A 24,888-nucleotide genomic window follows, 5' to 3' on the forward strand; every position below is an offset into this window, starting at 1 on the left:
GCTGCCGCAGTTGCGACTGATGTGGGTCAGTAACAGCCCCAGTTAGGTTAAGTTAGGAATAAGCGTAGAAATTTTATCCTGTAAATCCATAAAATAAGCCCATGTGGTGCCTGGGGCGGATAGGAACTGCCGAGCTGCTGTAGGCCTCGGCGTGGCGGCATACGTCCCGCCAAATCACTCACTTAGTACTAAAAAAACCCTTTGTATTTACTTCATTAGTATAAGTATAGTGCAATTAAAACCTGAAGTTTAGCTGTTACTTTTGTAGCCGGTTTTCTTGTGCTTATTGTCTACTTCTACCCGCAACGTTATGTTTGACCTGCCTTCGGGGCTTGGCAGCCGCTGGCTGCTGACTGTGCTTCTGGCGCTGGGCACCCTTTGCAGCGCGGCCGGTCAAGTCCCGGTCGTGCAATGGAATCAGGTGATAGGCGGCGACGAGTATGACGGGCTTACCAGTTTGCAGCGAACAACGGATGGAGGCTACCTCCTGGGGGGCACTTCCCGCTCCGGGATTTCGGGAAGCAAAAGCGACGCCTGCCGCGGGCGGGAAGACTTCTGGGTGGTGAAAATTAACGCCGCTGGAGTAAAGCAATGGGACCGAACGTTTGGCGGCGACAACTGGGACTGGCTGGTGAGCCTGCAGCAAACGGCCGACGGGGGCTACATTCTCGGGGGCTATTCCGAGTCGCGCGTTTCCGGCGACCGGACCGCCCCCGGCCACATTGGCATTATTGGGCTACCTTCCAGTGACTTCTGGGTGGTGAAGCTTGATGCTCAGGGCAATAAGCAGTGGGACCGGGCCTTTGGCGGTACGGATACCGAGTTTTTTGCCAGCCTGCAACAGACGACCGATGGGGGCTACATTCTCGGGGGCAAATCCTATTCTGGTTTGTCCGGCGACCGGACCCAGCCGAGCCGGGGAGGCCCCGATTACTGGGTAATTAAGCTCGATGCGCAGGGGCAGAAACAATGGGACCGGGCCTACGGAGGCAGCGCAGATGAAACGTTGCTCAGTCTGCAACAAACCACTGACGGCGGGTACGTGCTGGGCGGCTCCTCCGGCTCTGGAGTTTCTGGCGACCGAACCCAGCCCAGCAAAGGAGGCAACGACTTTTGGGTGGTGAAGCTCGATAATCAAGGCAATAAGCAGTGGGACCGGGCCTATGGGGGGAGCGACAACGACATTCTGCGCAGCTTGCAGCAGACCCGGGATGGGGGCTACGTGCTGGCGGGCTATTCCGACTCGAACATCTCCGGGGATAAAACGCAAAATCACTACGGCACTAACAGCGGCTATAACTATGACTTCTGGATTGTAAAAACCGACCCGACCGGCACCTTGCAGTGGGAAAAAACCTACGGGGCCCTGGCCGTGGAAGATGCGAATGTGGTACGGCAGACCACCGATGGAGGCTACGTGGTGGGTGGGGTATCTACCTCCGGGGCCAGCGGAGATAAAACCCAGCCGCACAAGGGCAACGACAACGGCTACGAGTTCGATTACTGGCTGCTGAAGCTGACGGCCACCGGCGCGAAGCAGTGGGACCTGACGTTTGGGGGCGTGGGCGACGACCACCTGAAAAGCTTGGAGCAGACGCCCGACGGCGGCTATCTGCTGGGCGGTGCATCTGGCTCCGGCGTCTCCGCCGACAAAACCCAGCCCAACCAAGGTGACGCCGATTTCTGGATTATTAAGCTGGGGCCTGCCTCGCTGCCTACGGCTCCACCAGTAACCATCAGGGGCGACTCAGTGCTGTGTCCTGGTCGGGCGCTTACGCTAACGGCACAGGCCAGCCCGGCACCGGCGTCCTACCGCTGGAGTACCGGAGCTACCACCCCCAGCATTACCGTCAGCCAGGTAGGTACGTATTCGGTTGTAACAACGTACAGCGGGGGCCTGAGCAGCACGGCGCAGCATCCGGTTAGGAGTATGCCCAGCGTGGCGCTGCCTACCTTCAGCCTGGGACCCGATACTACCGTGTGCGCCGGTGGCAGCGTGCTGCTACGGATGCCGCCACCGGCTCCGGGTCTTTCCTACCGCTGGTCGGATGGCGCTGCTGCCGCAACGCTGCTGGTGCAGCAACCCGGGGCGTATTCCCTGGAAATACGCTCAGCCTGTGAAAGCCGCACCCTCACCCGAATGGTGCGTTTCGAGCCTTGCCTTGTTATTCCCAATATCATTACGCCCAATGGAGACCTAGCCAATGAGCACTTCTTCATTCGAGGACTAGGTTCGGAGCAGTGGCAACTGGAGCTTTATACCCGGTGGGGTAAGAGAGTGTATCAGACTACGCACTACAAAAACAACTGGGGCCCTGGGGCGGCAGCGGGCCTGTACTATTACGTGTTGCAGCAGGCGGGCACTACAACCCGCTACACAGGCTGGCTGCAGGTAGCGCGCTAAGCACTGCCGCTACCCCTGCGCCAGCTGCCGGCACTCGGCATGGCGGGGGCAGGTTGTCAGGTGGTCGTTAACCAAACCAGCCGTTTGCATAATGTTGTAACACGCTACCGGGCCCGTCATGACGAACCCGCGCCGCTTTAGTTCCTGGCTTAGGGCCAGGCTGGCTGGGGTGGAGGCTGGCGGTGGGGCATCGGGGCTGCGTTGGGTGTCGAGCGGCCGGCCCCCGACAAAGGCGTAGAAGAAGGGTAGGAGCTGGCCTGGGCCACCTACCTCTTGGCGGAGCTGCAACCAGGCGCGGGCGTTCTGGATGGTAGCTTCCAGCTTGCGGCGGTTGCGGATAATGCGCGGGTTGAGCATCAATTCCTCCACCTCGGCTTCGCCAAACTGAGCCAGCCGGTCCGGGTCAAAACCAGCCAGCAGCTCCCGAAACGCCTCGCGCCGCCGCAGCACCACCGGAAAGTCGAAGCCTAGCTGGAAGGTGTGCAGCACCAGGTACTCAAACAGAATATCCGGGTCCGCAACCGGCTCGCCCCACTCGTGGTCGTGGAAACTTCGCAGTAGCTCACTTTGCTGCATCCAGTGGCAGGGCGCGGGAGGGTTCATGATGAAACAGGGGGTAGGGAACGGACAGGGTAACGCAGAACTGGTTGCGACGGATGCCAAGTGGTTGGCCTTATGCGGCAGTTTCCAGCAAAAAAGCGGGGGGAAGAACACGTTGTTCCTACCTCCGCTTTTTCTTGAAATCCCGCGGTATTCCGGTTGTTGTGATGCCGAGCGAAGCGAGGAATCTGGGTTACTTACCAGAGGCTAGCTCGGCTTCCTCGCTTCGCTCGGCATGACAACGAATGATTACTTACCCACCGTTACCTCCTTCGGCTGGCGCGAAACCAGGTCTACGTCGGTAATTTGCTGCGGAAACCAGACCACCATTTCGCCCTTGCCACGGTTGGCCCAGGCGTAGTACGGGATGGCCGTCAGGGTCTGGCGGGTGGTGCTGATGGAGTTGTTGGCGGCATCCACCTGCACGGCGGGCACGGTGGCCTGCAGCTGCATAATGCCGTTGAGTTCCGCGGGTTGGTAGCGGGTAGTGAAGGAGGTAGCGGCCGGCACAATGAGGTTGCTGGCCTTGCCGTTGTTGTCCTTCCACTCGGCGCAGTACACCACGGGGCCGCGCTGCAGGGCCACCCGGCCCAGGTTGTCCTGCACTTTGGGGTTGGCCACTACCTGGCGCACGTCCATGGGCAGCTTTACCTCCACCACGTCGCCGCGGCGCCACTTGCGGGGTAGCACGGCGTAGCCCTGGCGGGTGGTGTACTGCACGGGCTTGCCATTCACTGTGATGCTGATTTTCTCAGTAGCAGGGGTAGCAAAGCGGTACAAATCGGAGGGGATGGCCTCGCCCTGGGCCCAGCCGGGCAGGCGCACCAGCAGGTTGAAATCGGTGGTAGCGGCGGGGCTGACGGTGAACTTCAGGTCGCCCTGCCAGGGGTAGTTGTTTTGCTGGGTGATGCGCACGGCCTTGGTGCCCACTTTCAGGTCGGTAGTGCCGCTGATAAACAGGTTGGCGTACACGTCGTTGCCCTTCTGGGCGTACACGTAGCCGGGCAACGAGGGCATCAGGCGGGCCATGTTGGTGGGGCAGCACGAGCAGTCGAACCAGCCGGCGCGCTGGGGCTCGGTCTGGGGGAAGCTCGTGCTGTTCTTGATCTGCATGGCGTTGGAGTAGAAGAACGACTTACCATCGAGCCCTACCCCCGAAATCAGCCCGTTATAGAGCACTTTCTCCATCACGTCTACGTACTTCGAGTCGCCGTGGAGCTGGAACATGCGCTGGTTCCAGTACACGTTGGCCACGGAGGCGCAGGTTTCGTTGTAGGCCGTGGTGTTGGGCAGTTCGTAGTTGCCCCCGAACCGCTCCCCGCCGGGTACGGCGCCGGTGCCGCCCGTCACGTAGAGCTTCTTGCTGACCATATTCTGCCAGATGCTGTCCACGGCGGCCAGCAGCTTCTGGTCGCCGGTGAGGGCGGCCACGTCGGCCATGGCGGAGTAGAGGTATTCGGCCCGCACGGCGTGGCCTTCGGCTTCGCGCTGTTCTACCACGGGCTTGTGGTCCTGCCAGTAGGAGCCGTTTTTCCACGCATCGGGGCTCTTAGGGTCATAGCCTTTGTACTTGCCGCGTTCCTCCAGAAAGAACTTGGCCGTGCTCAGGTACTCGGGCTTGCCCGTTACGCGGTAAAGCTTCACCAGGCCCATTTCCACAATCTCGTGGCCCGGTGCCACGCCCCGCTTGCCGGGGCCGAACACGGAGCACACCAGGTCGGCGTTTTTCAGGGCGATGCTCAGCAGGTTTTTCTTTCCGGTGGCTTCATAATGCGCTACGGCGGCTTCGTACAGGTGCCCCGAGTTATAGAGCTCGTGACTTAGCTCCCGCTCCTTCACCCAGCGCTCCGGTCCGGCCCACTCATGGGGGTGCGCCGGATCGATGGTGCGGGCCGTGTAGAGGTAGCCGTCGGGCTCCTGGGCCGCGGCTACCTTCTGAATCAGCGCGTCCATGTACTCATCCAACTTCTCATCAGGGTAGAGCTTCAGCGAGTACGAAGCGCCCTCAATGGTTTTGTAAATGTCCGTGTCGTCGAAGGGAAAGATCGTGGCAAACTTGCCCTGCCGGGCGGCGGCCATCTCAAAGTTCTTCACCCGGTTGGTGGCCTCGCACCGCTGAAACGACGCCGGAATGGTCACGTCGGTGTTGGTCTTGAGGCGGGGAAGCCAGAAGTTATCGGCCAGCTTTACTTTGGTGAACGACACCGCCTGAATGGGGTAGTCAGACCGCTTAATCGATTGTGCAAGCGCCGGCGTGGTCAGCAGTCCGGCCAGGGCCAGGGAAGGAAAGATGCATTTCATATGGAAGGTGGGATGTAGAGTAGAGGCTACAGGCACTGTTGGAAGCTAGTTCCCTCTCAGGGAAAAAGCACACGGACTAGTGTTCTAACACTACTGCTGAAGGTTGGAAATCCGATAAAGCCGGGCGCCGTGGCGGCGCACGTAGGGCGCAACCTCGCCCGCAACCGTGGCCGTTTTGCCCGTCCATAACTCCCGGACCGTGCAGGGGCCTGCCAGCCCCAGTTGAGCAAGCGTCACGGAGATGCGGGCAGAGTCGGCGGGCATGGGTAGGAAAGGATTCTTGGTAAACACCAGGAACTGCACCGTGCCGCCGGTATTCTGCGAGGCGCCGGCATTATCGAGGCCAACAGTAGCCCGGAAGCGGGTGAACCCAGGCGGTAGGTCGTAGGCAATCATGGAGTTGGAGTGGGTGCCGATGCCGTGGTCATATTTCTGGCCCTTAACCAGTAATTCCGCCCCCGATACGCTTTTGTTAGCGGTTACCTTTCCCCACCCGGCGGTGGCCATCTTCCAGGGGGTAGCACTCAGCGAAACGGTTTTGGTGCCGTTGCTGAGCACCGGGTTCAGCCAGTCGGCATGGTCCCAGCCGATGTCGTCGCCCCCGTCGCGCACGTTGAGGTAGAGGCTTGTCGCGCCGCTAATATCTACTTCGGCGGTCTGGCTGTGGCCGGGCGTTTGGCGGGTGATGATGGAACTGGCCCAGGCCGCTTCACTAGGCGGTGCCAGTTCCTGGTCCTGGGCATTGAAGAGGGCCAGATACTTGTCGCCGGTGTTGGGGTCGTCCGCCGTCCAGGCAATCAGGTTGTCTTTTCGAAATAGCTGGCGGTTATTGATGCTGGTATGGTGCATGGCCAGCACGTCCTTATTGGTTAGCAACGAGAGCGTAAACGCATCGGTGCTGGGTAGGTCGCCGCCAAACATGAGGGGAGAACGGAAGATGCTCCACAGGCTCATGAGCGTGTATTGCTCGTCGCGGGTAAAGCGGCTCATCCGGTCGTCGCCGCGCTCCGCCCGGATGCCGATGCGGCCCAGGGGTAGCATGTCGGCATCGGGGTAGGCGCCCGGCCGGATGTACGGTGCCCAGCGGTTGCACACGTCGAAATGCTCCTTGAGTTGCTCCCAACTGTCCCAGAAGTCTCCGACGGTACGCCACATATTGGCGTGCTCTTGCACGTGCTTGGCTTCCGTAATAGGAGTTTCGCCGGGCGAGGTGCTGAGCACAATTTTGCGGCCCGACAGGTCAATGGCGCGCCGGATCATTTCTACCTCCGGCTTGTGATAGGGCGAAGACAAGTCATCCACCTTCACAAAATCGACGCCCCAGCTGGCGTAGAGCTTGAACAGGGAGTTGTAGTACTCCTGAGCCCCGGGCCGCCCGGCTACCACCGTGTACATATCGTGGAGCCAGCTGGCCTGGCCTTCCTTGGAATAAATGTCGGCGGCCGTGGCCTTACTGCCGAGGATGGGCAGCTTGCGCTGCACGGCCACCACCGGCACGCCGCGCATGATGTGAATACCAAACTTCAGCCCTCTGGCGTGCATATAGTCGGCCAGAGGCTTAAACCTCTTGCCGCCGGCCGCCGAGGGAAACCGGTTCGGCGCGGGCACGAAGCGGCCGTACTGGTCGATGTTCCAGGCGGGGTTTTTCTCGTTGTAGCCGTGGGCCGTATCGTTGCCCACGTACCAGCGAATATCCACTACCACGTATTCCCAGCCGCTGCTTTTCAGGTAGCGAGCCATGTAGTCGGCGTTGGCTTTCACCTCCGCCTCCGTGACGGTCGGGCCGTAGCAGTCCCAACTGTTCCAGCCCATAGGTGGGGTAGGAGCCCACTGGTGGAAGTCGGGGGGGGCAGGGGATTTCTGGGCCGCGGCCGGACCCACGGTAGCGGTACTGCTCAGCAGCAGGGTGGCAGTCAGCCGGACATGGAGGGGAAAGGTCATTGCATTACGAGTTGGAAAGTGCCCCTGGGCTTGGCCCCTGATAAAAGGTGAAGCGGCAGCTGCTAGGGTACTATAATTTTCTGCGAATACACCCCCTGGGCGCTGCTCACCTGCAGCAGATACCAGCCGGCTGGTACGTTGGCTTCCACAGGCAAGGCCGCTACGCCAGTGCTTGTGCGCCCGTACACCTGGCGGCCCTGCGCATCGGTCAGGGTTAGGCTAACGGGGCTGCCCGCCAGCTCCGGACCCAGGGCCACGATAAAGCGTCCGTGCGCCGTGGGGTTGGGGTACACGCTGAACTGGGTGGCCAGGGCGGGCTGCGCGGCCAACGGCCGGGCGCTGGTGGCCGGGGCCACCGCCCACTGCTGGCAGCTGTTGCCGAGGTAGTCGTAGAGGGCCAGCTGCACCCCGGCGGTGCTGGAGCAGGCCGGCACTTCCACCACGCGCCCCCCGTTCACCGACGACACAACGTAGGCGCCAGTGCTGGTGCGCTCAATTTTGAAGCGCTGGCCGGCAATGCCGCTGTACGGGTACAAGTTCAGCTTGGCCCCGTTCGCCGGGCTGTTGTTGACCACATCGGCGGCCAGCCCGGCCCCCACGGCCGACGTAATTTTGTACTCGCCGTTGCCGTCGGGCGTGAGGTTCCACTGCTGGCAGGTAAGGGCCGCGGGCGTGCCCTGCGCAATGGCCTGGCCCTGGGCCCCGGTGCAGCCCCAGGCATCCCAGCGCAAGCCGCTGTGCTGGTTGGTGAGGGTGTAGCGGCCCGCCGCCAGCCAGTCGCGGGTGATGAAGGGCCAGGCGGCGCCATCCCACCCCATATTGCCCACGCTCAGGCGGGCGCGGCCGTTCAGGTTGCTGTCGTAGTAGTGATGGGTGAGGTAGTTGGCCCCGTTTTCCTGAAACAGGCCCACGTGGCCGGGCCCCACGTAGTTGCCCTTGGTAGCGAGAAGGGTGGTGCCGCCGTTCCTGTTCAGGTCCACGCCGTTTTTATCGAGGTAGGGCCCGGTAATGCTGGTGGCGCGACCCACCTGAATATAATAGGTACTGCTGGCGCCGTTGCAGCAGGCGCCTTTGTTGAGAAAGAGGTAGTAGTAGCTGCCGTTGCGCACAATGTAGGGCGCCTCGCTGCCGCTGGTGTTGCGCGTCACGCCATCGGCGGCCACGTTGCCGGCCAGCCAGGTAAAGCTCGTGCCGGAGCGCTTGCCGGTGGTGCCATCCAGCTTAATCAGGCCGATGCCCTTGAAAAACGAGCCAAAGCTCATCCAGAGGCCACCGCTGGCATCAGTAACGATGGCGGGGTCAATGGCATTGAAAGCGCTGCTGCTGTTGCTGGAAATTACTTCACCCTGGTCTACCCACTGGTAGTTGGGGTTAGCCGGGTCCAGGGTGACGTTGGTGGCCAGGCCAATGGCCGAGGTGTTGGAGCCGAAGGCATTGGTGAGCGAGTAGTAGAGGTAGTACTTGCCGTTGCGGTAAATGCACTCCGGGGCCCAGTAGTCGCCGGCAAAGCTGGGAGCTTTGGCGGCAATCCAGGCCGGACGGAAGCCGTTGAATACCGTTTTGGGCCCCGACTCCCACTTCACCAGGTCGTAGGAGTACATGGCATAAATATCCTTGCCCGTGGTGAACACCCAGTACTTATTTCCATCCTTGATAATGCTGGAAGGGTCGTGGCAGTTGTCGTTGCCCTGCAGGGCCGCGGCACGAAAGCTAAGCCCAGCAGTAAAACTCAGTAGGAGGGCCAGCAGGCGCAGCGGCCGCCCCAGGCGGCTTGGCGCTACCCGAGCCGGTGGGCCCTCCTGGTGCAGTGCAGAAGTAAACGTGTTCATGGTGGTGGGATTTGGGTTGGAAAAGCACGGGACAGGGCAACAGGAAGCACAACGGGGGCGCGAATTGTATTCACGCCCCCGTTGTGGTAGTAGCAGTAAGTAGCGGAGTTTCCCGCGTAGGATGGAAGTAGAGCACCTAAGGCCCGGAAGCGGACCGGTCGCCTTCTATGCTGCCTGGCCTACCAGAATTTCACGTAGAGCGCCGTAATCATGAGCAGCGTCACGACAATCAGCGACAGAGTCTGCGGACTCACGCGGAACATGCGCGAATCCACGGGAATGGCGCGGGGGTTCACCACCGGTCCGGCCAAGCTCATGGCTACCATCAGCACGAACGTAAAGGCAAACGAGAGGCCCATGCAGATCAGGAAGGGAATCTCGTAGCCGCCTTTGCCATTGGGGAAGGCGCTGTAGAACCAGGTTTCGGGGCCGAAGATGGCAGTTGCGTAGTTGTTGAAGAACACCGACAAAATAAAGCCCGACAGGATGCCGGCAATGGCGGCCTGCGCCGTGGTGCGTTTCCAGAACAACCCCAGAATGAACACGGCCACAATGCCGGGCGAGATAAAGCCCGTATACTTCTGAATGTACGTGAAGCCGCCTTCGCCACCAATCCCCAGCAAGTCTTTCCACGTCAGGGCAATAGCCAGTACCATAGCCGCCAGCACCGTCAGTCGGCCAATCCACACCAGCTGCTTTTCATCCGACTCCGGCTTGAGGTAGCGCTTGTAGATGTCGAGGGTGAAGATGGTGGAAATAGAATTGGCTTTACCGGCCAGCGAGGCCACAATGGCCGCCGTGAGGGCCGCCAAGGACAGGCCTTTCAGCCCATTGGGTAGGAAGGTAAGAATAGCGGAGTAGGCGTTGTCGGCGTTGAAAGAGCCCGTGGATGCCATTTCGGCCTGCAGGCTACCGTTCTTGTGCAGCACGTAGGCGGCAATGCCGGGCAGCATCACAATCACCGGCATCAGGAGCTTGAGCATACCCGCGAACAGGATGCCGGTGCGGGCCGTGTGCAGATCGGCCCCGAGGGCGCGCTGCGTAATGTACTGGTTGCAGCCCCAGTAGTTGAGGTTTACAATCCACTGGCCGGCAGCGTACATGGCCAGGCCCGGCACCATCAGGTACTTGTTGATTTCCACCTGCGGCGTGTTGGCCGTGGGCTTGTCGAACATCATGTGGAAGTGGTCACCGGCATCTTTCATCATCATGTTAAAGCCAGCCAGGGCATTGTGGCCCAGGCCAAACTTCTCGCTTACCAGCGTGAGAGCCAGGTACGTAGTGGCCAAACCGCCGATGATCAGTACCACTACCTGAATCACGTCGGTGTAGCCCACTACCTTCATGCCGCCCAGCGTAATTACCACGGCAAATACGGCCAGAGCCACCATAATCAGGTGGAAGCTTTCCCCGCCACCCACCAGGTTGCTGATAGCCAGCGCCCCCAGGTAGAGGATGGACGTCAGATTGACGAGCACATACAGGAACAGCCAGAAGATACTCATGATCAGGCTCAGGGCTGCGTTGTAGCGCTGCTCCAGAAACTGGGGCATGGTGTAGATCTTCTGCTTGAGGTAGATGGGCATGAAGAACACGGCTACGATGATGAGCACAATGGCCGCCACCCATTCGTAGGCCGCCACAGCCACGCCCACCTGAAAGCCGTTGCCCGACATGCCGATGAACTGCTCGGCCGAGATGTTGGAGGCAATCATGGAGGCCCCAATGGCCCACCACGTCAGGGAGCCTTCGGCCAGAAAGTAATCTTTGGTGTCCATCTGCGCCTTTTGCTTGCGCTTATAGACGTAGAAACCGTAGGCCGAAACGCCCACGATATACACGAGAAAAACCGCTAAGTCTAGCGTATTAAAAGCGTTTTGCATGCAGCTGGTGGGAAGCGAAAAAGTAAGTGTTGGGAATACGAAAGTGGGAAGTACTGACTTTAATTTGATAAAACCGCCATGCTGCCATGTGCAAAAAGCGCCCGGAAGCAGCGCAAATCAAATGGAGTGTACTGCTCCCTCGTTGCGGGGCCTGGCCGTTGCCCCGGGCTTGCCAGGTTTCTCTCCGTATTTGCCGAAGAAAGACCCCCGTGCCCGAGACAACGGCCGAACCGCTGAGCCGGAACTTGCTTTTTTCTAGCGCTGGCTGAAAGCCACGTCGTTGTAGCGCAGCTCATTTTTGAAGGTGCGCAGCTTCGTTTCCTCGTCGATGATGACGTACTCGATGCCGGCCATTTCGGCGAAATCTTCCAGATACTCAGCGGTTAGGTTCTGGCTGTAGCCGGTGTGGTGGGCGCCGCCAGCGTAAATCCAGGCGGCTGCCCCTACGCTTAGGCTAGGCTTCACTTGCCAGAGCACGCGGGCCACGGGCAGCTTGGGCAGGTCTTGCTCCGGGGCTACGGCTTCCACTTCGTTTACTACCAGGCGGAAGCGGTGGCCGAGGTCTACAATGGTAGCATTCAGGGCCGGGCCGGCGGGGCAGTTGAACACCAGACGGGCCGGATCAGCCTTGCCGCCAATGCCGAGCGGGTGTACTTCTACTTTGGGTTTGCCTTCAGCAATGGTGGGGCAGATTTCCAGCATGTGGGAGCCGAGCACCTGCTCGTTGCCGGGCTGGAAGTGGTAGGTATAGTCTTCCATAAAGGAGTTGCCGCCGGGCAGGCCGGCACCCATCACCTTCATGGCGCGCACCAGGGCCGAGGTTTTCCAGTCGCCCTCGCCGCCGAAGCCGTAGCCTTCGGCCATCAGGCGCTGGGTAGCAATGCCGGGCAGCTGGGCCATGCCGTGCAAGTCCTCGAAGGTATCGGTGAAGCCGATGGCCTTGGTGTCCTGCAGGAATTTGCGCATGCCTACTTCAATTTTGGCGGCCTCACGCAGGCTCTCCCGCTGCTCGCCACCTTCCTGTAAGGACGCACCCAGCTCATATTCCTGCTCGTAGGTTGCCAGCAGCTCGTTTACCTGCTCGTCGCTTACCTGGTTGATAACCGCTACCAGGTCGCCGATACCGTAGGTGTTCACCGAGTAACCAAACTTCAGCTCGGCTTCTACCTTATCGCCCTCGGTTACGGCCACGTAGCGCATGTTGTCGCCGAAGCGGATGATGCGGGCGCCCTGCCAGTCGGCCCAGGCCGAGGCGGCGCGGGCCCAGATGCTGAGGCGCTCGTGCACCTCGGCGCTCTGCCAGTGGCCCACTACCACCTTGCGCTTCAGCTTCAACCGGGCCCCAATGAAGCCAAACTCCCGGTCGCCGTGCGCCGATTGGTTGGTATTCATGAAGTCCATGTCAATATCGCCCCACGGAATGTCGCGGTTGAACTGGGTGTGCAGGTGGGCCAGGGGCTTCTGCAGAATCTTCAGGCCGTTGATCCACATTTTGGCCGGCGAGAAGGTGTGCATCCAGGCAATCAGGCCCACGCAGTTTTTGGTAGTATTAGCTTCCTGCACCAGCTGGTAAATCTCATCGGGGCCCGTCAGCACGGGCTTATACACGATTTTGATGGGTAGGGCGGTGCCAAGGGCTTCGGCAATCTGCTGGGAGTGCTGGGCTACCTGCTCCAGGGTTTCGGGGCCGTAGAGGTGCTGGCTGCCGGTGATAAACCAGGCTTCGTATTGCGAAATGTCAAGCATAGGAAAGAAGAGAGTAAACCGCAGGCGGGTCTAGTTAAGCAGTTGAATGAGGGTAGAGAGCTAGGCTCCCTTCTTCAGATGAGGAGGAAGCTGGTTGTTAGACTCTAGTTCTGCCCGTAGTAGGAATGCACGCCGTGCTTGCGCTCGTAGTGTTTTTTGATGAGGGAGTCTTTCAGGCGGGGCACGTCGGGGCGGAGGGTGCAGCTGAGGTAGGCCATGCGGGCTACTTCTTCCAGCACGGCACTGTGGTAGACGGCCTTTTCCACCGTTTTGCCCCAGGTGAAGGGCGCATGGTTGCTCAGGAGCACCATTTCCACTTCCTCGGGCGAGAGGCCGCGGCGCTGAAACTCGTTGATGATCTGCCAGCCGGTCTGGTGCTCGTAGTCGCCGGCAATCATGTCGTCGCTCATGGGCGGGGCGCAGGGAATGTCGGCGGTGAGGTGGTCGGCGTGGGTCGTGCCCAGAATTGGGATGTCGAGCTGGGCCTGGGCCCAGGCCGTGGCGTAGGTGGAGTGCGTGTGCACAATGCCCCCGATGTGCTCCCAGTGGCTGTAGAGCACCGCGTGCGTCTTGGTATCCGACGACGGGCGCTTCGTGCCTTCTACAATCTCATTGGCAAAGCTGACGATGACAATGTCTTCGGGCCGGAGGGTAGCGTAGGGCACGCCGCTGGGCTTGATGGCAAACACGCGGTTTTCGCGGTCTACCACGCTGGCATTGCCGAAGGTGAACAGCACCAGCCCCAGTTGGGGTAGCTGCATATTGGCCTCGTAGCAGGCCTGCTTTAACTCTTGATACTGGCTCATGCTTGGTCAACCAACTCAGTTTCGGCCACTTCGCCGGCCTGCAGCTGGGTAGCTTGTTCTACATACTGCCCGAAGGCCTGGTACTGCTCGTAGCGCCGCTGGTAATCGGCCACGCGGGCGGGGTTGGGCGTGTAGGTTTCAGCGAAACCATTGCCCATGGCTTTCTGGGCCGAAACCACATCGGGGTGGATGCCGGCGGCCACGGCCGCGTACATGGCCGAGCCCAGGGCCGGCGCCTGATCTGATTCGGCTACCTTGATGGGGCGGTTGAGCACGTCGGCCAGAGTCTGCATCATAAAGCCCGACTTCTTCGCTACCCCGCCCAGGCCAATCACCTGCTTAATCGGAATTCCTTCCTGCTCGAAGCGCTCCACGATTTGCTTGGAGCCGTAGCAGATGGACTCGACCAGGGCCCGGAAAATCTGGGGGGCTGAAGTGCCCATGGTCAGGTTCATGATGGCGCCTTTCAGGGCTTGGTTGGCGTCGGGCGTACGGCGGCCGTTCACCCAGTCGAGGGCCAATACCTGCGACTCGTCGGGGTTTACGGCGGCAGCAGCCTTGTTCAGCTCAGCCATCATCTTGTCGCTCAGCTCCTCGCGCAGGGCGGCTTGCTGGTCCGGGGTTAGGACGGAGGACTGGGGTAGGAGGGCGCGCAACGGCCACTCAATCACCTGGCGGAACCAGGCCAGCAGGTCGCCCACAGCCGATTGGCCGGCTTCCAGGCCCAGCATGCCCGGAATCACCGAGCCATCTACCTGCCCACAAATGCCGGGCACCAGCTTGTCGCCGACCTCGTCCATGGGCGCTACCACAATGTCGCAGGTAGAAGTGCCCATTACCTTCACCATCGAATAGGCCTCTATTTCACCCGCTACGGCGCCGGCGTGGGCGTCAAACGAACCTACCGCTACCACCGTGTTGGTGGTCAGACCCAGGCGCTGGGCCCACTCCTGAGAGAGGTGACCGGCTACTTCGTCGGCGGTGTAGGTTTCCTCGAACAGCCGCTCGCGCAGGCCACCCAGCTTGGGTTCGAGCAGAGTCAGGAAGTCTTCGGAGGGTAGGCCGCCCCAGCTTTCGTGCCACATGGCTTTGTGGCCAGCGGCGCAGCGGCTGCGCTTAAAGGTGTTCAGCTCGCCGCCGGTAAGCAGCAGGGTTAGCCAGTCGCAGTGCTCCATCCAGGAGTAGGCGGCTTTGGCTACGGCTTCGTCCTCGCGCACGACGTGGGCAATCTTGGCCCAGAACCACTCCGAGGAGTAGATGCCGCCCTCAAACTGGGTGTAGTCGGGGCCGCCCCAGGTGCGGGCTTTGTGGTTGATTTCGGCGGCTTCGGGCAGGGCCGTGTGGTCTTTCCAGAGCACGAACATGGCGTTCGGGTTGTCCTCGAAGCCGGGCTTGAGGGCCAGGGCTACCCCGTGCTCGTCCACCGGGCCCGGCGTGGAGCCGGTAGTGTCAATGGCCAAGCCCACGATTTGCGCGGCGGGTACGTGCTGAGCCACGCGTCGCACGGTAGCCTCCAGCCCCTCAATATGGTCGAGAGGGTGCTGGCGGAACTGGTTTTTAGTGGCGTTGCAGTAGCGCTGCTCTTTCCAGCGGGCGTAGGGGTGCACGGCCTGGGCTATTTCCTGGCCGGTATGGGCATTCACCAGCACGGCCCGCACCGAATCGGAGCCGTAGTCGATGCCAATAACGTAGGCTTCTGCCGGGGAAGGTGCTGAATGGGTGGTTTCCACAGGATAGTGAAGTTGAGTAGTTGTGAATTTGCGAGGGGTGAAAGGAGTAGGCCGGTGTTTATCTGCGCAAGCAGTGCCTTAACTCATCCTTTCACCCCTGCGCTTATTGGCGCACGCCAAACGTGTAGATAGTGGTGGATTGCAGCGTTTGGCCCGGCTTGAGAATGGTAGTCGGGAACTTGGGCTGGTTGGGCGAGTCGGGGAAGTGCTGGGTTTCCATGCAGAAGCCCGCGTGCTTGCCGTAGACAGTGCCGCCTTTGCCTTTCAGGGTACCATCGAGGAAGTTGCCGGTGTAGAATTGCAGGCCGGGCTCGGTGGTGCGCACTTCCATGGTGCGCCCCGTGGTAGGCTCATACACCGTAGCGGCGGTGTGCAGGCCGCTGGTCTGGTTCAGAATCCAGTTGTGGTCGTAGCCGCCGGGTACCTGTCCGATTCGTTCCCCAATGGAGTGAGGGGTAGTAAAGTCGAAGGGCGTGCCTTTCACGGGGCGCAACTCGCCCGTCGGGATAAGGCCGGCATCCACCACGTTGTAGCGGTCGGCGGCAATGGTTACCTCGTGGCCCAGAACGTCTTTGGTCTGGCCCAGGCCCAGGTTAAAATAAGCGTGGTTGGTGAGGTTGACGGGGGTAGCCTTGTCGGTCGTGGCTGAGTAATCAATCTTCAGCGCATTGTCGTTGGTAAGGGTGTACACCACCGTTACGTTGAGGTTGCCGGGGTAACCTTCCTCCCCGTCTTTGCTCAGGTAGGTGAGCGTCAGCGTCTGTCCCTCGGCCGAGGTGCCGGGCTGGGCCTGCCATAGCACCTTGTCGAAGCCTTGCTTGCCACCGTGCAGGGTGTTGGGGCCGTTGTTTTTCGCCAGCGTGTACTCCTTGCCATCGAGCGTAAACTTGCCTCCTTTGATGCGGTTGCCGTAACGCCCAATCAGGGCCCCAAAGTACGGGCCCGACTTCAGAAACTCGGGGCTCTGGTAGCCGCTCACCTGGTCGAAGCCCAGCACCACATCCCCCAGTTTGCCGGCTTTGTCGGGTACGAGCAGGCTGGTTATGGTGCCTCCGTAGTTAGTGATGCTCACCTTCAGGCCGTGGGTGTTGGTGAGGGTGTAAAGCTGTACCTCAGTACCATCCTGGGTTTTGCCGAAGGAGGCTGCGGTAGGCGCGGCTGTACTAGCCGCGGCGGTTTGGGTGGAGTCGGTCATGGTATGAGCGGAGCCGGAAGCTTGCTGCGTGGAAGGAGCCGTTTGGTTGCAGCCGGCCAGGGCCAGCAGACCAACTAACCCGGCTGCTTTCGTCGTCAGTAAGCCTGCGGAAGTAAATTTCATCATGGGGGAGAGCAAGGAGGGAGAGGAAAAGAAAGACAAGCCCCTAGTAATGGGCACTACAACTTACACAAGCCGGAGGACAGGGTGCTTAAACAATGGTTTGTGTGCCAGTATTGTAAACGCAAGCTGTTGCTGATCAGGAGGATAAAAAGTACTTTGGCTTGATCAGCGTGAGTGAGTGGTTGCTTGTGCAGCAGAATTGCTGTGTAAAGTAGGGAATCCGCTGGTTCTTACACAATCGTTTGTGTATATTTTATTTTGCCTACCCCCACGCCGAGACCAAAAGGCCGCTGACGTAGGGGTAGGCAACGTTTACTGAACCGATACCTTTTGTGTAAAGCTGCCGCTGGCGCGCTGCACCTGCACCACGTAGAGGCCGGGGCGCAGACCGGCACCCACGGCAAGTACTACTTCCTGGCGGGGGAAAGCGAGGCGCTGCACCAGCTGGCCACGCATATCGTACACTTCCACCAGCGTGGCCTCCGACACTGGCTGCTGGCCCAGATCAATAGTGAGCCCAGCGCGGGTAGCCGGCACCGGGTACACGCGTACGCCAGCCAGCTTCTGGCCCGCGCCAGCCGCCAGGGGAGTGCCTACTGGGGTGAGTGACCAGCGTTGGCACGCGCAGCCGTTGTAGTCCCACAAGCCCAGTTGCTGCCCTACTACCGTGGAAGCATTCGGCACTTCCACTACCCGGTTGCCATTCGCCGAGGCCAGCACCAGCGAGCCATCATTGGCCCGGTCGATGCGGAAGCGCTGGCAAGGTGCGCCGCTGTAGGCAAAGAGCTGCAGCTTGGCGCCGGCATCCGGGGAGCAGCCCGTCACATCGGCGGCCAGCCCACCCAGGGTGTTGGTAATCTTGTACTCCCCGTCGCCCAGGGCCGTAATGTCCCAGCGCTGGCAGTCCAGACCGGCCGGGGTGCCCTGCGCAATCATCTGCCCCGATACGCCAGTGCAGCCCCAGGCATCCCAAATCAGGTTGCTGTTCTGGTTCTTGATTTCGTAGCGACCCGTCGTTACCCAGTCGCGGGTCACACTGGGCCAGCCGGCGGCCGTCCAGGTGAGCTTGGCTAGCCCTAGCTTGGGGGTGCCGTTGTCGTCGCCATCGTAGTAATGGTGCGAGAAGTAGCTCACCCCGTTTTCCTCGAAAATGCCCGCGTGTCCTGGCCCGACGTAGCGGCCGGATACGTTCAGAATCAGGGTGCCGCCCCCACTGTTGAGGTCGTTGCCATCCTGGTCTAGGAAGGGCCCGGTAGGGGAGGTAGAGCGCCCGGCCAGAATGTGGTACGTGCTGTTAACGCCTTGGCAGCAGGCTCCTCGGTTAATAAAGAGGTAGTAGTAGCCGGCGTGTTTGGTTAAGTAGGCCGCCTCCACATTGCCATTGGCAACGGCGAATTGCTGGGTGGAAGTGCCGTTGAGTGGTTTGCCGCTAGTAGCATTAAGCTGCAGAATCCGAAGGCCACCAAAAAATGAACCGTAGCTAAACCACACCTCATTGTTGGAATCGCGGAAAACGGCGGGGTCGATGGCGTTGGCGCTGCTACCGGCGTTAGAGGAGACAACTTCGCCTTGGTCTTCCCACCGGTAATTGGGGCTGGTGGGGTCGAGGGTAACGTTGGTAGCCAAGCCAATTGCTGAGACCTTGGAGCCAAAGCTAGAACAGGAGTAGTAGAGGTAGTACTTGCCGTTCATGTAAATGCACTCAGGCGCCCAGAAGTTGCCCGTGAAGCCAGGAACTTTGGCGGCAATCCAGCTGGGAATGGCATTATTGGCAAATACTGGCCGTGGTCCGGGCGTCCAGTTCACCAGGTCCGTGGAGTACATGCTGTAGATGCCCTGGCCGGTGGCAAAAATCCAGTACCTGTTGCCCTCCTTCACAATGGTGGAGGGGTCATGGACGCCGGTAAGGCCCTGCAAGGCAAATGCGCGGGGAGCCGACAGGCTTATCAGAAAAAGCAGCGCCAGCAGGCGCAGCCGAGCAGCCAGCCGGCCGCTCCGCGGAAAGAAAGTAGTAGTGCTCATGGAAGTGGGAATTAAAAAGTGACTGCCCAGCTGGCCTTATTCCCCGCTAGGCTTGGCAAGAAGGGTAGTAATGGACACGGCTGCCCCGAAGTTGGGAGTACCATCGGCATTCCAGGTAAACTTCTGCATACGCGGATTGCGCTTCTCCACGCAGCCTTCGTTCGGGTTCGAGTTGGCGTGGTAGAGAAGCCAATCTTCCTGCCCGTCCTTCGATTTGAAGAAAGAGTTGTGGCCCGTGGCGTAAGCCCAGCTGGCGGGGTTCTGAACGAAAACCGGCGCGGCAGATTTGGTCCAGGACGCGGCCAGCATGGGGTCGGCGGTGGCGGAGGCCGTAAGCATTCCCAGGGCGTATTGATCGGTGCCGCAGAAGCTGGCCGAGTACACCAGGAAGGTTTTGTCGGCGTGCTTCAGGATTTCCGGTCCTTCATTAACCCCGAACCCATTGGCTTCCCAGGCATACTCGGGATGGGAAAGCTCCACCCGCGGGCCCACCAGGGTCCAGGGGTTGCTCATCTGGGAAATGTAGAGGCGCTGAACGGCGTCGGTGCCGTTGTGCCCCGACCAAATAAAGTAGCGCTTGCCATTCTGCTCCAGCACCGTACCATCAATGGCCCAGTGGTCTTCTGGCGAGCTGAACAGGCGGCCCTTGTCTACCCAGGTGCCGGTAGTGGGGTCGGCCGCGTCGTTTTCCAGCACCCAGGTGCGCTGCCGGCCCAGGTCGGTGCCAGCAGGGCCCGCCGAGTAGTAGATGTACCACTTGCCGTCCAGAAAGTATAGCTCCGGGGCCCAGAGGTTACCCGAGGCGTTGCCCGAGCCGGGCGGTGTCCAGACGACTTTGCTGGGAGCCGTGCGTAACTCCGACATCTTGGCCGTTTTCCAGATAGCCAGCCGGTTGTTCAGCGTGTGCATGTAGTAGTAAAACCCATCTTTCTGGTACACCCACGGATCGGGGCCCGAGGGCAGCAGCGGGTTCTGGAAGGTAGTGCTAGTAGCGGGCGGGGGCGTAACCGGCGGCACAAACGGGGCCGGCTTGGTTTTCTGACAGGCCGTAGCCGCCAGCGCCAGGCAGACGAGCGAACCGTATAGTTGCCGGGAGATGTAGCTCATGGGTAGGAAGCGCAACAGCGGAGAAGGTTAAACCGAACAGAAACGTAACAGCCGCTCCAGCAAGAGCCCGGAGCGGCTGTTTAGGGTATCCTACCCGGCTTAGTAGCCAGGGTTTTGCTTGATGCTGCGGTCAATGTCAATGTCGGTCTGCGGGATGGGCAGCAGCTTGGACTTGCCGAGCACGAAGTTGTTGAAGTCCACGTCGCGGGTTTTCAGCTCATCAATGCCGGCTTGGTTGTCGAGCAGACCGTAGCGGTTGATGTCATACCAGCGCATGCCCTCTCCGGAAAGCTCCGTTACCCGCTCGTGGCGGATTTGGGTGCGCATCTGGGCCTGGGAAAGCGAGGTAGCAATGGGCGTAACGCCCGCCCGGGTGCGGACCTGGTTTACGAGCGGAGCGGCAGCCGCGGGCTGGTTCAACTCGTTTAGGGCTTCCGCTTGCATTAGCAGCACGTCGGCGTAGCGGAGCAGGCGGATGTTGATGCCGGAGAAGAAGTTTTCTGTGGCCTTGGTCCGGTCGTTCTGGTACTTGCGCCAGAAGTAGCGCGAAGGGTTCAGGTTCAGACCGTTGGGACCGGTGCCGAAGGGGCGGCCGTACACGGTGGGCGTGCCCACCGCGCTGAACAGCGTGGCGTCGCGGCGCGGATCTACCCCGCCGGTGGCCGTCTTATCCGTGAATTCATTGAAAATCCAGGGCCGGGCTTCCACGTCGGTGTAGCCAATGCCGGGAGGCGCAAAGAACTGGGCCCGCTCGTTGCCCTCACCTGCCCCGGCAAAGTCCTGGCCGCCGGTGATAGAGGCATCCGAGAACTGGACTTCAAACAGCGACTCGCTGTTGTTCTCGTTGGCCATCGTGAAGTTGTCTACATAGTTGGGTACCAGTGAGTACTGCCCCGAGCTGATTACCTCCGCCAGCTGCGCCGAGGCCTCGGACCACTTGCGCTGCAGCAGGTACACGCGGCCCAGCAGGCCGGTGGCGGCGCCCCGCGTGGCGCGGCCCTTGTCGTTGGCGCCGTAGGTCAGGGGCAGGTCGGGCTTGGCAGCCAGCAGATCGGCAATTACCTGAGCCTGCACCGATTCTACCGTGCCCTGGGGTACCCGGGTGGTGGCATCGGCTACCACCAAGTTCAGGGGCACGTTGCCGAAGGTCATCGACATATCGAAGTAGCAGAGGGCGCGCACAAAGCGGGCTTCCGCAATCAGGCGCTTCTTCAGGGCCTCGTCCATCTGAATTTCCGGCACCCGCAGAATAATCTGGTTGCAGCGGAAAATGGTCCGGTAGAAGTCAATCCACATGAAGTACGAGTACTCGAAGGTGGTATTGGCCTGAATAAAGCGGGTGTACTGGGCCAGCTCCACGTAGGGGCTCTGGCTGAAGCCTTCGTCGGAGCGCGGCACGGTAGCAAAGTGCCACCGCTGGCTGTAGGTGCCAATGTATTGCAGGCCGGAGTACATGGCCGTTACCGAGCGCACGGCGTCGCTTTCGGTTTTCCAGAACTGCTCCGTGTTGGGCTCGTTCGGGTTTACTTTGTCCAGCAGGTCGTCTTTGCAGCCGCCCGTACCGAGCAGCAGCCCACCGGCCAGCAGTAGCGTGGAAAGTTTATTGATTTTCATAAGTGTAAAGCAAGGAAGTGGGGGTAGGGGGCAGGGGGTTAGAAGTTCACCTGCAGGCCGCCCGTGTACGAGCGGATGTTGGGGTAGCTGCCGTCGTCAACACCGCGGCCAAACACCCCGATGCCGGGCGTTTCCGGGTCGAAGCCGGTGTATTTGGTCACGGTAAACACGTTGCGGCCCGTCACGTAGAAGCGCACGCTGCCCAGGCCCGGCACGTAGTTGGTCACTGCTTTGGGTAGGGTGTAGCCAATCTGGATGTTGCGCAGGCGCAGGTAGCTGCCATCCTCCACCCAGCGGGTGGTCTGGCGCAGAGTGTTCATGCCGTTGCTACCCCCTTGCACCAGCCGGGGCGTGGTGGTAGAGCGGTTTTCTTCGGTCCAGGGCTCCACGTCGCGGCGGAAGTTGGTCTGGCCATCCAGCTGGTCGAGGGAGGCACGGGTGGAGTTGAACACGTCGTTGCCGGTAACGCCCTGGAAGAATAGGCTAACATCCACGCCCTTGTAGGCCGCGTTTAGGTTCAGACCAAACTGCAGCTTGGGGAAGGGGTTGCCTACAAAGCGGCGGTCCTTGTCGGTGTTAATGGTGCCGTCGCCGTCCACGTCTTCGTACTTCACGTCACCGGGCTTGGCCATGGGCTGAATCACCTTGCCCTCCGCATTCTTGTAGTTATCAATTTCCTCCTGGCTCTGGAAGATGCCCGCCATCGGAATCAGGAACAGCCGGCTGATAGGCTGGCCCACCGTGGTGCGGGTCAGGTTCAAAGCGCCCGGGATGTTGGGCTGCAGCTCCGAGAGGGCCAGTACCTTGTTCTTGATGGTGGTCAGGGACAAATCGGCGCCGTAGGTGAAGGCGCTGCGGTTTTCGTGGTAGCCCAAGGCCAGCTCGAAGCCCTTGTTCTCGATTTCGCCCAGGTTGGTGTAAGGTGCCGCGTTGTAGCTGCCCAGATAGGTAGGCAGGGGCGGGTTTACCAAGGCGTTCTTGGTGTTGGAAATGTAGTAGTCGGCGGCCAGCGTGATGCGGTCATCCAGCAGGCCCAGGTCAAAGCCTACGTCCTTGGTGTAGCGCTCTTCCCAGCGGATGTTCCGGCTTTCCAATCCAATCTGAATGGCGCCGTTGGTGATGACCTGGCCCGTGCCGAGCACGTAGTTCACGTTCTGGTTTACGGTGGCTTGGTAGAGGTAGGAGCCAGGCAGGTTGTCGTTGCCGTTTACGCCGTAGCTGGCCCGCAGCTTCAGGTTGCTTACCATCGGGAGGGCATCCTTGAAGAATTGCTCCTCGCTCAGGCGCCAGCCCACGGAAGCCGCCCCGAAGTTGCCGAACTGGCGGGTGCGGTCGAAGCGGGACGAGCCGTCGCGGCGGAAGCTGGCCGTGAGCAGGTAGCGGTTCTTGAAGTCGTAGGTAGCCTGCGTGAAGTAGGAGCGCTTGGCCCAGGCATCGAGGCCGCCGCCCACCGTGGCGCTGGAGGCCAGCGTACCGGCGTTGAGCACGAAGTAGTACTGGGGCACCGACTGGAAGCCCGTGGTGCGGCCCGACGTGTTGTCGAAATCGTACTTCTGCTCCGAGTACCCGACAATGGCGTTTACGCTGTGGTCGCCGAAGCGCTTATTGAAGTTCAGGGTGTTTTCCACCAGCAGCGTCCGCTGGGTGCCCCGGTTTTCAAACAGGTAGGTCTGGCCCTCGTCGGGGTCACCGAGGCGGATGCGGCCTTCCCGGCGGGCGTCCTTGTCAGCAAACAGGTGCATCTCCAGGCCCAGGTTCAGCCGGTAGGAGAGGAAGTCGAAAAACGAGAATTCGGCGTTGGCGCTGCCCTGCAGTCGGTCGTTGGTCTGGGTGTTATTGCGGATCAACTGGGCCCCCACGGGGTTCACGGAGTAGTTGAACAGGGCCGCGTTGCCGTAGCCGAAGCCGCTGGTGGTGGCGGGGTCGCGCACCGGAATGCCCGGCAGCATAGTCAGCACATCCACGAAGGCCACGTTGTTGAGCAGGGTGGTGTTGATGTGCGTCAGCAGGGCGCTCTGCCCCAACTTGAGCCGGCCCCGGGTCAGCCCCGAGTTCAGGCGCACACTGTAGCGCTCAAACTTCGGCCCTTTTACTACCCCCTCCTGGTTGAAGTACCCCCCGGAAATAAGGAAGTTGGTGGCGTTTTTATCCGACTGGCTACCCCCCGAAAACGTCAGGTTGTAGTCCTGAATCCGGCCAGTCTGGAAGAACTCCTTCTGCCAGTCCGTGTCAATGGCGTTGGTGAAGGTGCCACCGGCCTTATCAGCCCCGGGCAGGGGAGCTACGCCGGCGTTGCGGTAGGCCACCGCGCTACGGTCGGCCCACTCGCTGTGGTTGGTCAGGTCGTAGGTTTTGTAGATGCTCTCGGCGCCCATGTAGCCGTTGAAGCTCACCTTGGGCGCCCCGGAAGCGCCCCGCTTCGTGGTTACCACAATCACCCCGTTGGCCCCGCGGGAGCCGTACACGGCCGTCGAGGAAGCATCCTTGAGCACGGTCACCGACTCGATGTCGTTGGGGCTCACGTCGCGGATGTTGTCGGTCCAGAGGCCATCCACCACGTAGAGCGGGTTGCTACCATTGGAAAAGCTGCCGATGCCGCGGATGACGATGTTTGGTACGGCTCCGGGCGCGCCCGAGCCCTCTACCTGCACCCCCGGCGTGCGGCCCTGAATGGCCTGCGCCAGCGTAGGAACCGGAGTTTTAGCCGATTCCTTGACGTCGAGGCTGCTTACGGAGCTGGTGAGGTTCTGCCGGTCCTGGGCCAGGTAGCCTACCACTACCACTTCGGAAAGGGCGCGGCTATCGGGGGCCAGCGAGATGCTGATGTTGGTCTGCCCGTTCACGGGTACCTCCTGCGAGGTATAGCCGACAAAGGAAATCTGGAGGGTGCCGTTGTCAGGGGCCGTGAGGCTGAAGCGGCCATCGGCGTCAGTCTGGGTGCCGGTGGTGGTGCCTTTGACAATGACGTTTACGCCCGGCAGCCCGGCGCCTTTTTCATCAACAATCCGCCCGGTAACGGTAATGTCAGCCTGGACTGTCGTAACCGAGGGCATGGGAGAAGTAGCAGCGGTAGCCGTGGCAGCTAGCACAGGCTGCAGTGGGAGGCAGCAGAGCAGGGCTGGAACAGCAACCCGGCGCAGTTTGGGTACAGGCTTTTTCATGAACAAGGGGTGTGGGAATTAAGCAATGCTAACACAATCGTTTGTGTTATTCAGTCTTCACAATCGTTTGTGTATAGAGGTACAAAAAAAGGTTCGAGGAGAAATACGGACCTGGGGAAGGTCACCAGAGGCTAGGCACGAAAACGCTACTGGCCTGAACTGGTGAATTGAGTGAGTAAGATTAGCGAAATCGTAACAAATTACCAACAAATTATTACAGCTCTTTTTTTTAGAGTGACTACTTACTTAGTGGTAAGGGTGCCTCCCGGGCGGTGCATCTCTGTTTTCAGGCGCCGAAGTACAGGCTCTGTATCCTACCAGGGATACGGCCGCTAGCCTAGGTTTAGGTACCTGAAGTTGAATAGCAGAGGGGTATATACTTCACCGCTCACGCAAAATCGGAGTATGCTGAATATACCTACCAGA

14 protein-coding genes are annotated in these 24,888 nt (G+C 60.5%); 1 reads left to right on the top strand and 13 read right to left on the bottom strand.

The features are described 5' to 3' along the window. The first annotated feature begins 310 nt into the window (after positions 1-310). Positions 311-2,404, top strand: coding sequence for a gliding motility-associated C-terminal domain-containing protein (locus K3G63_RS02480; protein ID WP_220612509.1), 2,094 nt, complete (start codon positions 311-313; stop codon positions 2,402-2,404). Positions 2,405-2,413: 9 nt separating this feature from the next. On the opposite strand, the gene K3G63_RS02485 is transcribed toward K3G63_RS02480, so the two are convergent. From K3G63_RS02485 to K3G63_RS02545, 13 genes are all read right to left on the bottom strand, one after another. After that, positions 2,414-3,007, bottom strand: a complete 594-nt coding sequence (locus tag K3G63_RS02485; RefSeq protein ID WP_220612510.1) for a DNA-3-methyladenine glycosylase I — start codon at positions 3,005-3,007, stop codon at positions 2,414-2,416. A gap of 246 nt (positions 3,008-3,253) precedes the next feature. Further along, positions 3,254-5,305, bottom strand: a complete 2,052-nt coding sequence (locus K3G63_RS02490; protein WP_220612511.1) for a glycoside hydrolase family 127 protein — start codon at positions 5,303-5,305, stop codon at positions 3,254-3,256. Positions 5,306-5,395: 90 nt separating this feature from the next. Then, positions 5,396-7,246: an NPCBM/NEW2 domain-containing protein gene (locus K3G63_RS02495; RefSeq protein WP_220612512.1), complete on the bottom strand. Its 1,851-nt coding sequence runs from the start codon at positions 7,244-7,246 to the stop codon at positions 5,396-5,398. 62 nt (positions 7,247-7,308) lie between these two features. Then, the gene (locus K3G63_RS02500) at positions 7,309-9,075 is read right to left on the bottom strand and encodes a family 43 glycosylhydrolase (RefSeq protein ID WP_220612513.1); all 1,767 of its coding nucleotides are present in this window, start codon (positions 9,073-9,075) and stop codon (positions 7,309-7,311) included. Positions 9,076-9,254: 179 nt separating this feature from the next. Next, entirely contained in the window at positions 9,255-10,958 is a 1,704-nt protein-coding gene (locus tag K3G63_RS02505; RefSeq protein WP_220612514.1) for a sodium:solute symporter family transporter, read from the bottom strand. A 255-nt stretch (positions 10,959-11,213) separates the two neighbouring features. Further along, a complete protein-coding gene (araA, locus tag K3G63_RS02510) occupies positions 11,214-12,704 on the bottom strand; it encodes an L-arabinose isomerase (protein WP_220612515.1) in 1,491 nt (496 codons plus the stop codon). A 104-nt stretch (positions 12,705-12,808) separates the two neighbouring features. Then, on the bottom strand, positions 12,809-13,510 hold the full coding sequence (locus K3G63_RS02515; RefSeq protein ID WP_220612516.1) for an L-ribulose-5-phosphate 4-epimerase: 702 nt from the start codon (positions 13,508-13,510) through the stop codon (positions 12,809-12,811). Beyond that, positions 13,507-15,240 carry a ribulokinase gene (locus K3G63_RS02520; RefSeq protein WP_220612517.1) on the bottom strand — a complete coding sequence of 578 codons (1,734 nt, stop codon included), beginning with the start codon at positions 15,238-15,240 and terminating at the stop codon, positions 13,507-13,509. Before K3G63_RS02520 ends, K3G63_RS02515 begins: the two co-directional genes overlap by 4 nt. 103 nt (positions 15,241-15,343) lie before the next feature. Continuing rightward, positions 15,344-16,561 carry an aldose epimerase family protein gene (locus tag K3G63_RS02525; RefSeq protein ID WP_409070859.1) on the bottom strand — a complete coding sequence of 406 codons (1,218 nt, stop codon included), beginning with the start codon at positions 16,559-16,561 and terminating at the stop codon, positions 15,344-15,346. A gap of 309 nt (positions 16,562-16,870) precedes the next feature. After that, positions 16,871-18,580: a family 43 glycosylhydrolase gene (locus tag K3G63_RS02530; protein WP_220612518.1), complete on the bottom strand. Its 1,710-nt coding sequence runs from the start codon at positions 18,578-18,580 to the stop codon at positions 16,871-16,873. Positions 18,581-18,616: 36 nt separating this feature from the next. Next, on the bottom strand, positions 18,617-19,687 hold the full coding sequence (locus K3G63_RS02535; RefSeq protein WP_220612519.1) for a family 43 glycosylhydrolase: 1,071 nt from the start codon (positions 19,685-19,687) through the stop codon (positions 18,617-18,619). Between the two features lie 99 nt (positions 19,688-19,786). Beyond that, positions 19,787-21,301, bottom strand: a complete 1,515-nt coding sequence (locus tag K3G63_RS02540) for a RagB/SusD family nutrient uptake outer membrane protein (RefSeq protein ID WP_220612520.1) — start codon at positions 21,299-21,301, stop codon at positions 19,787-19,789. 38 nt (positions 21,302-21,339) lie between these two features. Continuing rightward, positions 21,340-24,462, bottom strand: coding sequence for a TonB-dependent receptor (locus K3G63_RS02545; protein WP_220612521.1), 3,123 nt, complete (start codon positions 24,460-24,462; stop codon positions 21,340-21,342). Positions 24,463-24,888 lie beyond the last annotated feature (426 nt).

This window comes from Hymenobacter sp. HSC-4F20, assembly GCF_019599275.1.
GTDB lineage: Bacteria > Bacteroidota > Bacteroidia > Cytophagales > Hymenobacteraceae > Hymenobacter.

Bases quoted from the DNA above. Each gene is read 5' to 3' on its own strand.
- K3G63_RS02490 (WP_220612511.1), bottom strand. From the start codon at position 5,305: ATGAAATGCATCTTTCCTTCCCTGGCCCTGGCCGGACTGCTGACCACG.
- K3G63_RS02545 (WP_220612521.1), bottom strand. From the start codon at position 24,462: ATGAAAAAGCCTGTACCCAAACTGCGCCGGGTTGCTGTTCCAGCCCTG.
- araA (WP_220612515.1), bottom strand. From the start codon at position 12,704: ATGCTTGACATTTCGCAATACGAAGCCTGGTTTATCACCGGCAGCCAG.
- K3G63_RS02495 (WP_220612512.1), bottom strand. From the start codon at position 7,246: ATGACCTTTCCCCTCCATGTCCGGCTGACTGCCACCCTGCTGCTGAGC.
- K3G63_RS02540 (WP_220612520.1), bottom strand. From the start codon at position 21,301: ATGAAAATCAATAAACTTTCCACGCTACTGCTGGCCGGTGGGCTGCTG.
- K3G63_RS02485 (WP_220612510.1), bottom strand. From the start codon at position 3,007: ATGAACCCTCCCGCGCCCTGCCACTGGATGCAGCAAAGTGAGCTACTG.
- K3G63_RS02525 (WP_409070859.1), bottom strand. From the start codon at position 16,561: ATGATGAAATTTACTTCCGCAGGCTTACTGACGACGAAAGCAGCCGGG.
- K3G63_RS02505 (WP_220612514.1), bottom strand. From the start codon at position 10,958: ATGCAAAACGCTTTTAATACGCTAGACTTAGCGGTTTTTCTCGTGTAT.
- K3G63_RS02530 (WP_220612518.1), bottom strand. From the start codon at position 18,580: ATGAGCACTACTACTTTCTTTCCGCGGAGCGGCCGGCTGGCTGCTCGG.
- K3G63_RS02535 (WP_220612519.1), bottom strand. From the start codon at position 19,687: ATGAGCTACATCTCCCGGCAACTATACGGTTCGCTCGTCTGCCTGGCG.
- K3G63_RS02500 (WP_220612513.1), bottom strand. From the start codon at position 9,075: ATGAACACGTTTACTTCTGCACTGCACCAGGAGGGCCCACCGGCTCGG.
- K3G63_RS02515 (WP_220612516.1), bottom strand. From the start codon at position 13,510: ATGAGCCAGTATCAAGAGTTAAAGCAGGCCTGCTACGAGGCCAATATG.
- K3G63_RS02480 (WP_220612509.1), top strand. From the start codon at position 311: ATGTTTGACCTGCCTTCGGGGCTTGGCAGCCGCTGGCTGCTGACTGTG.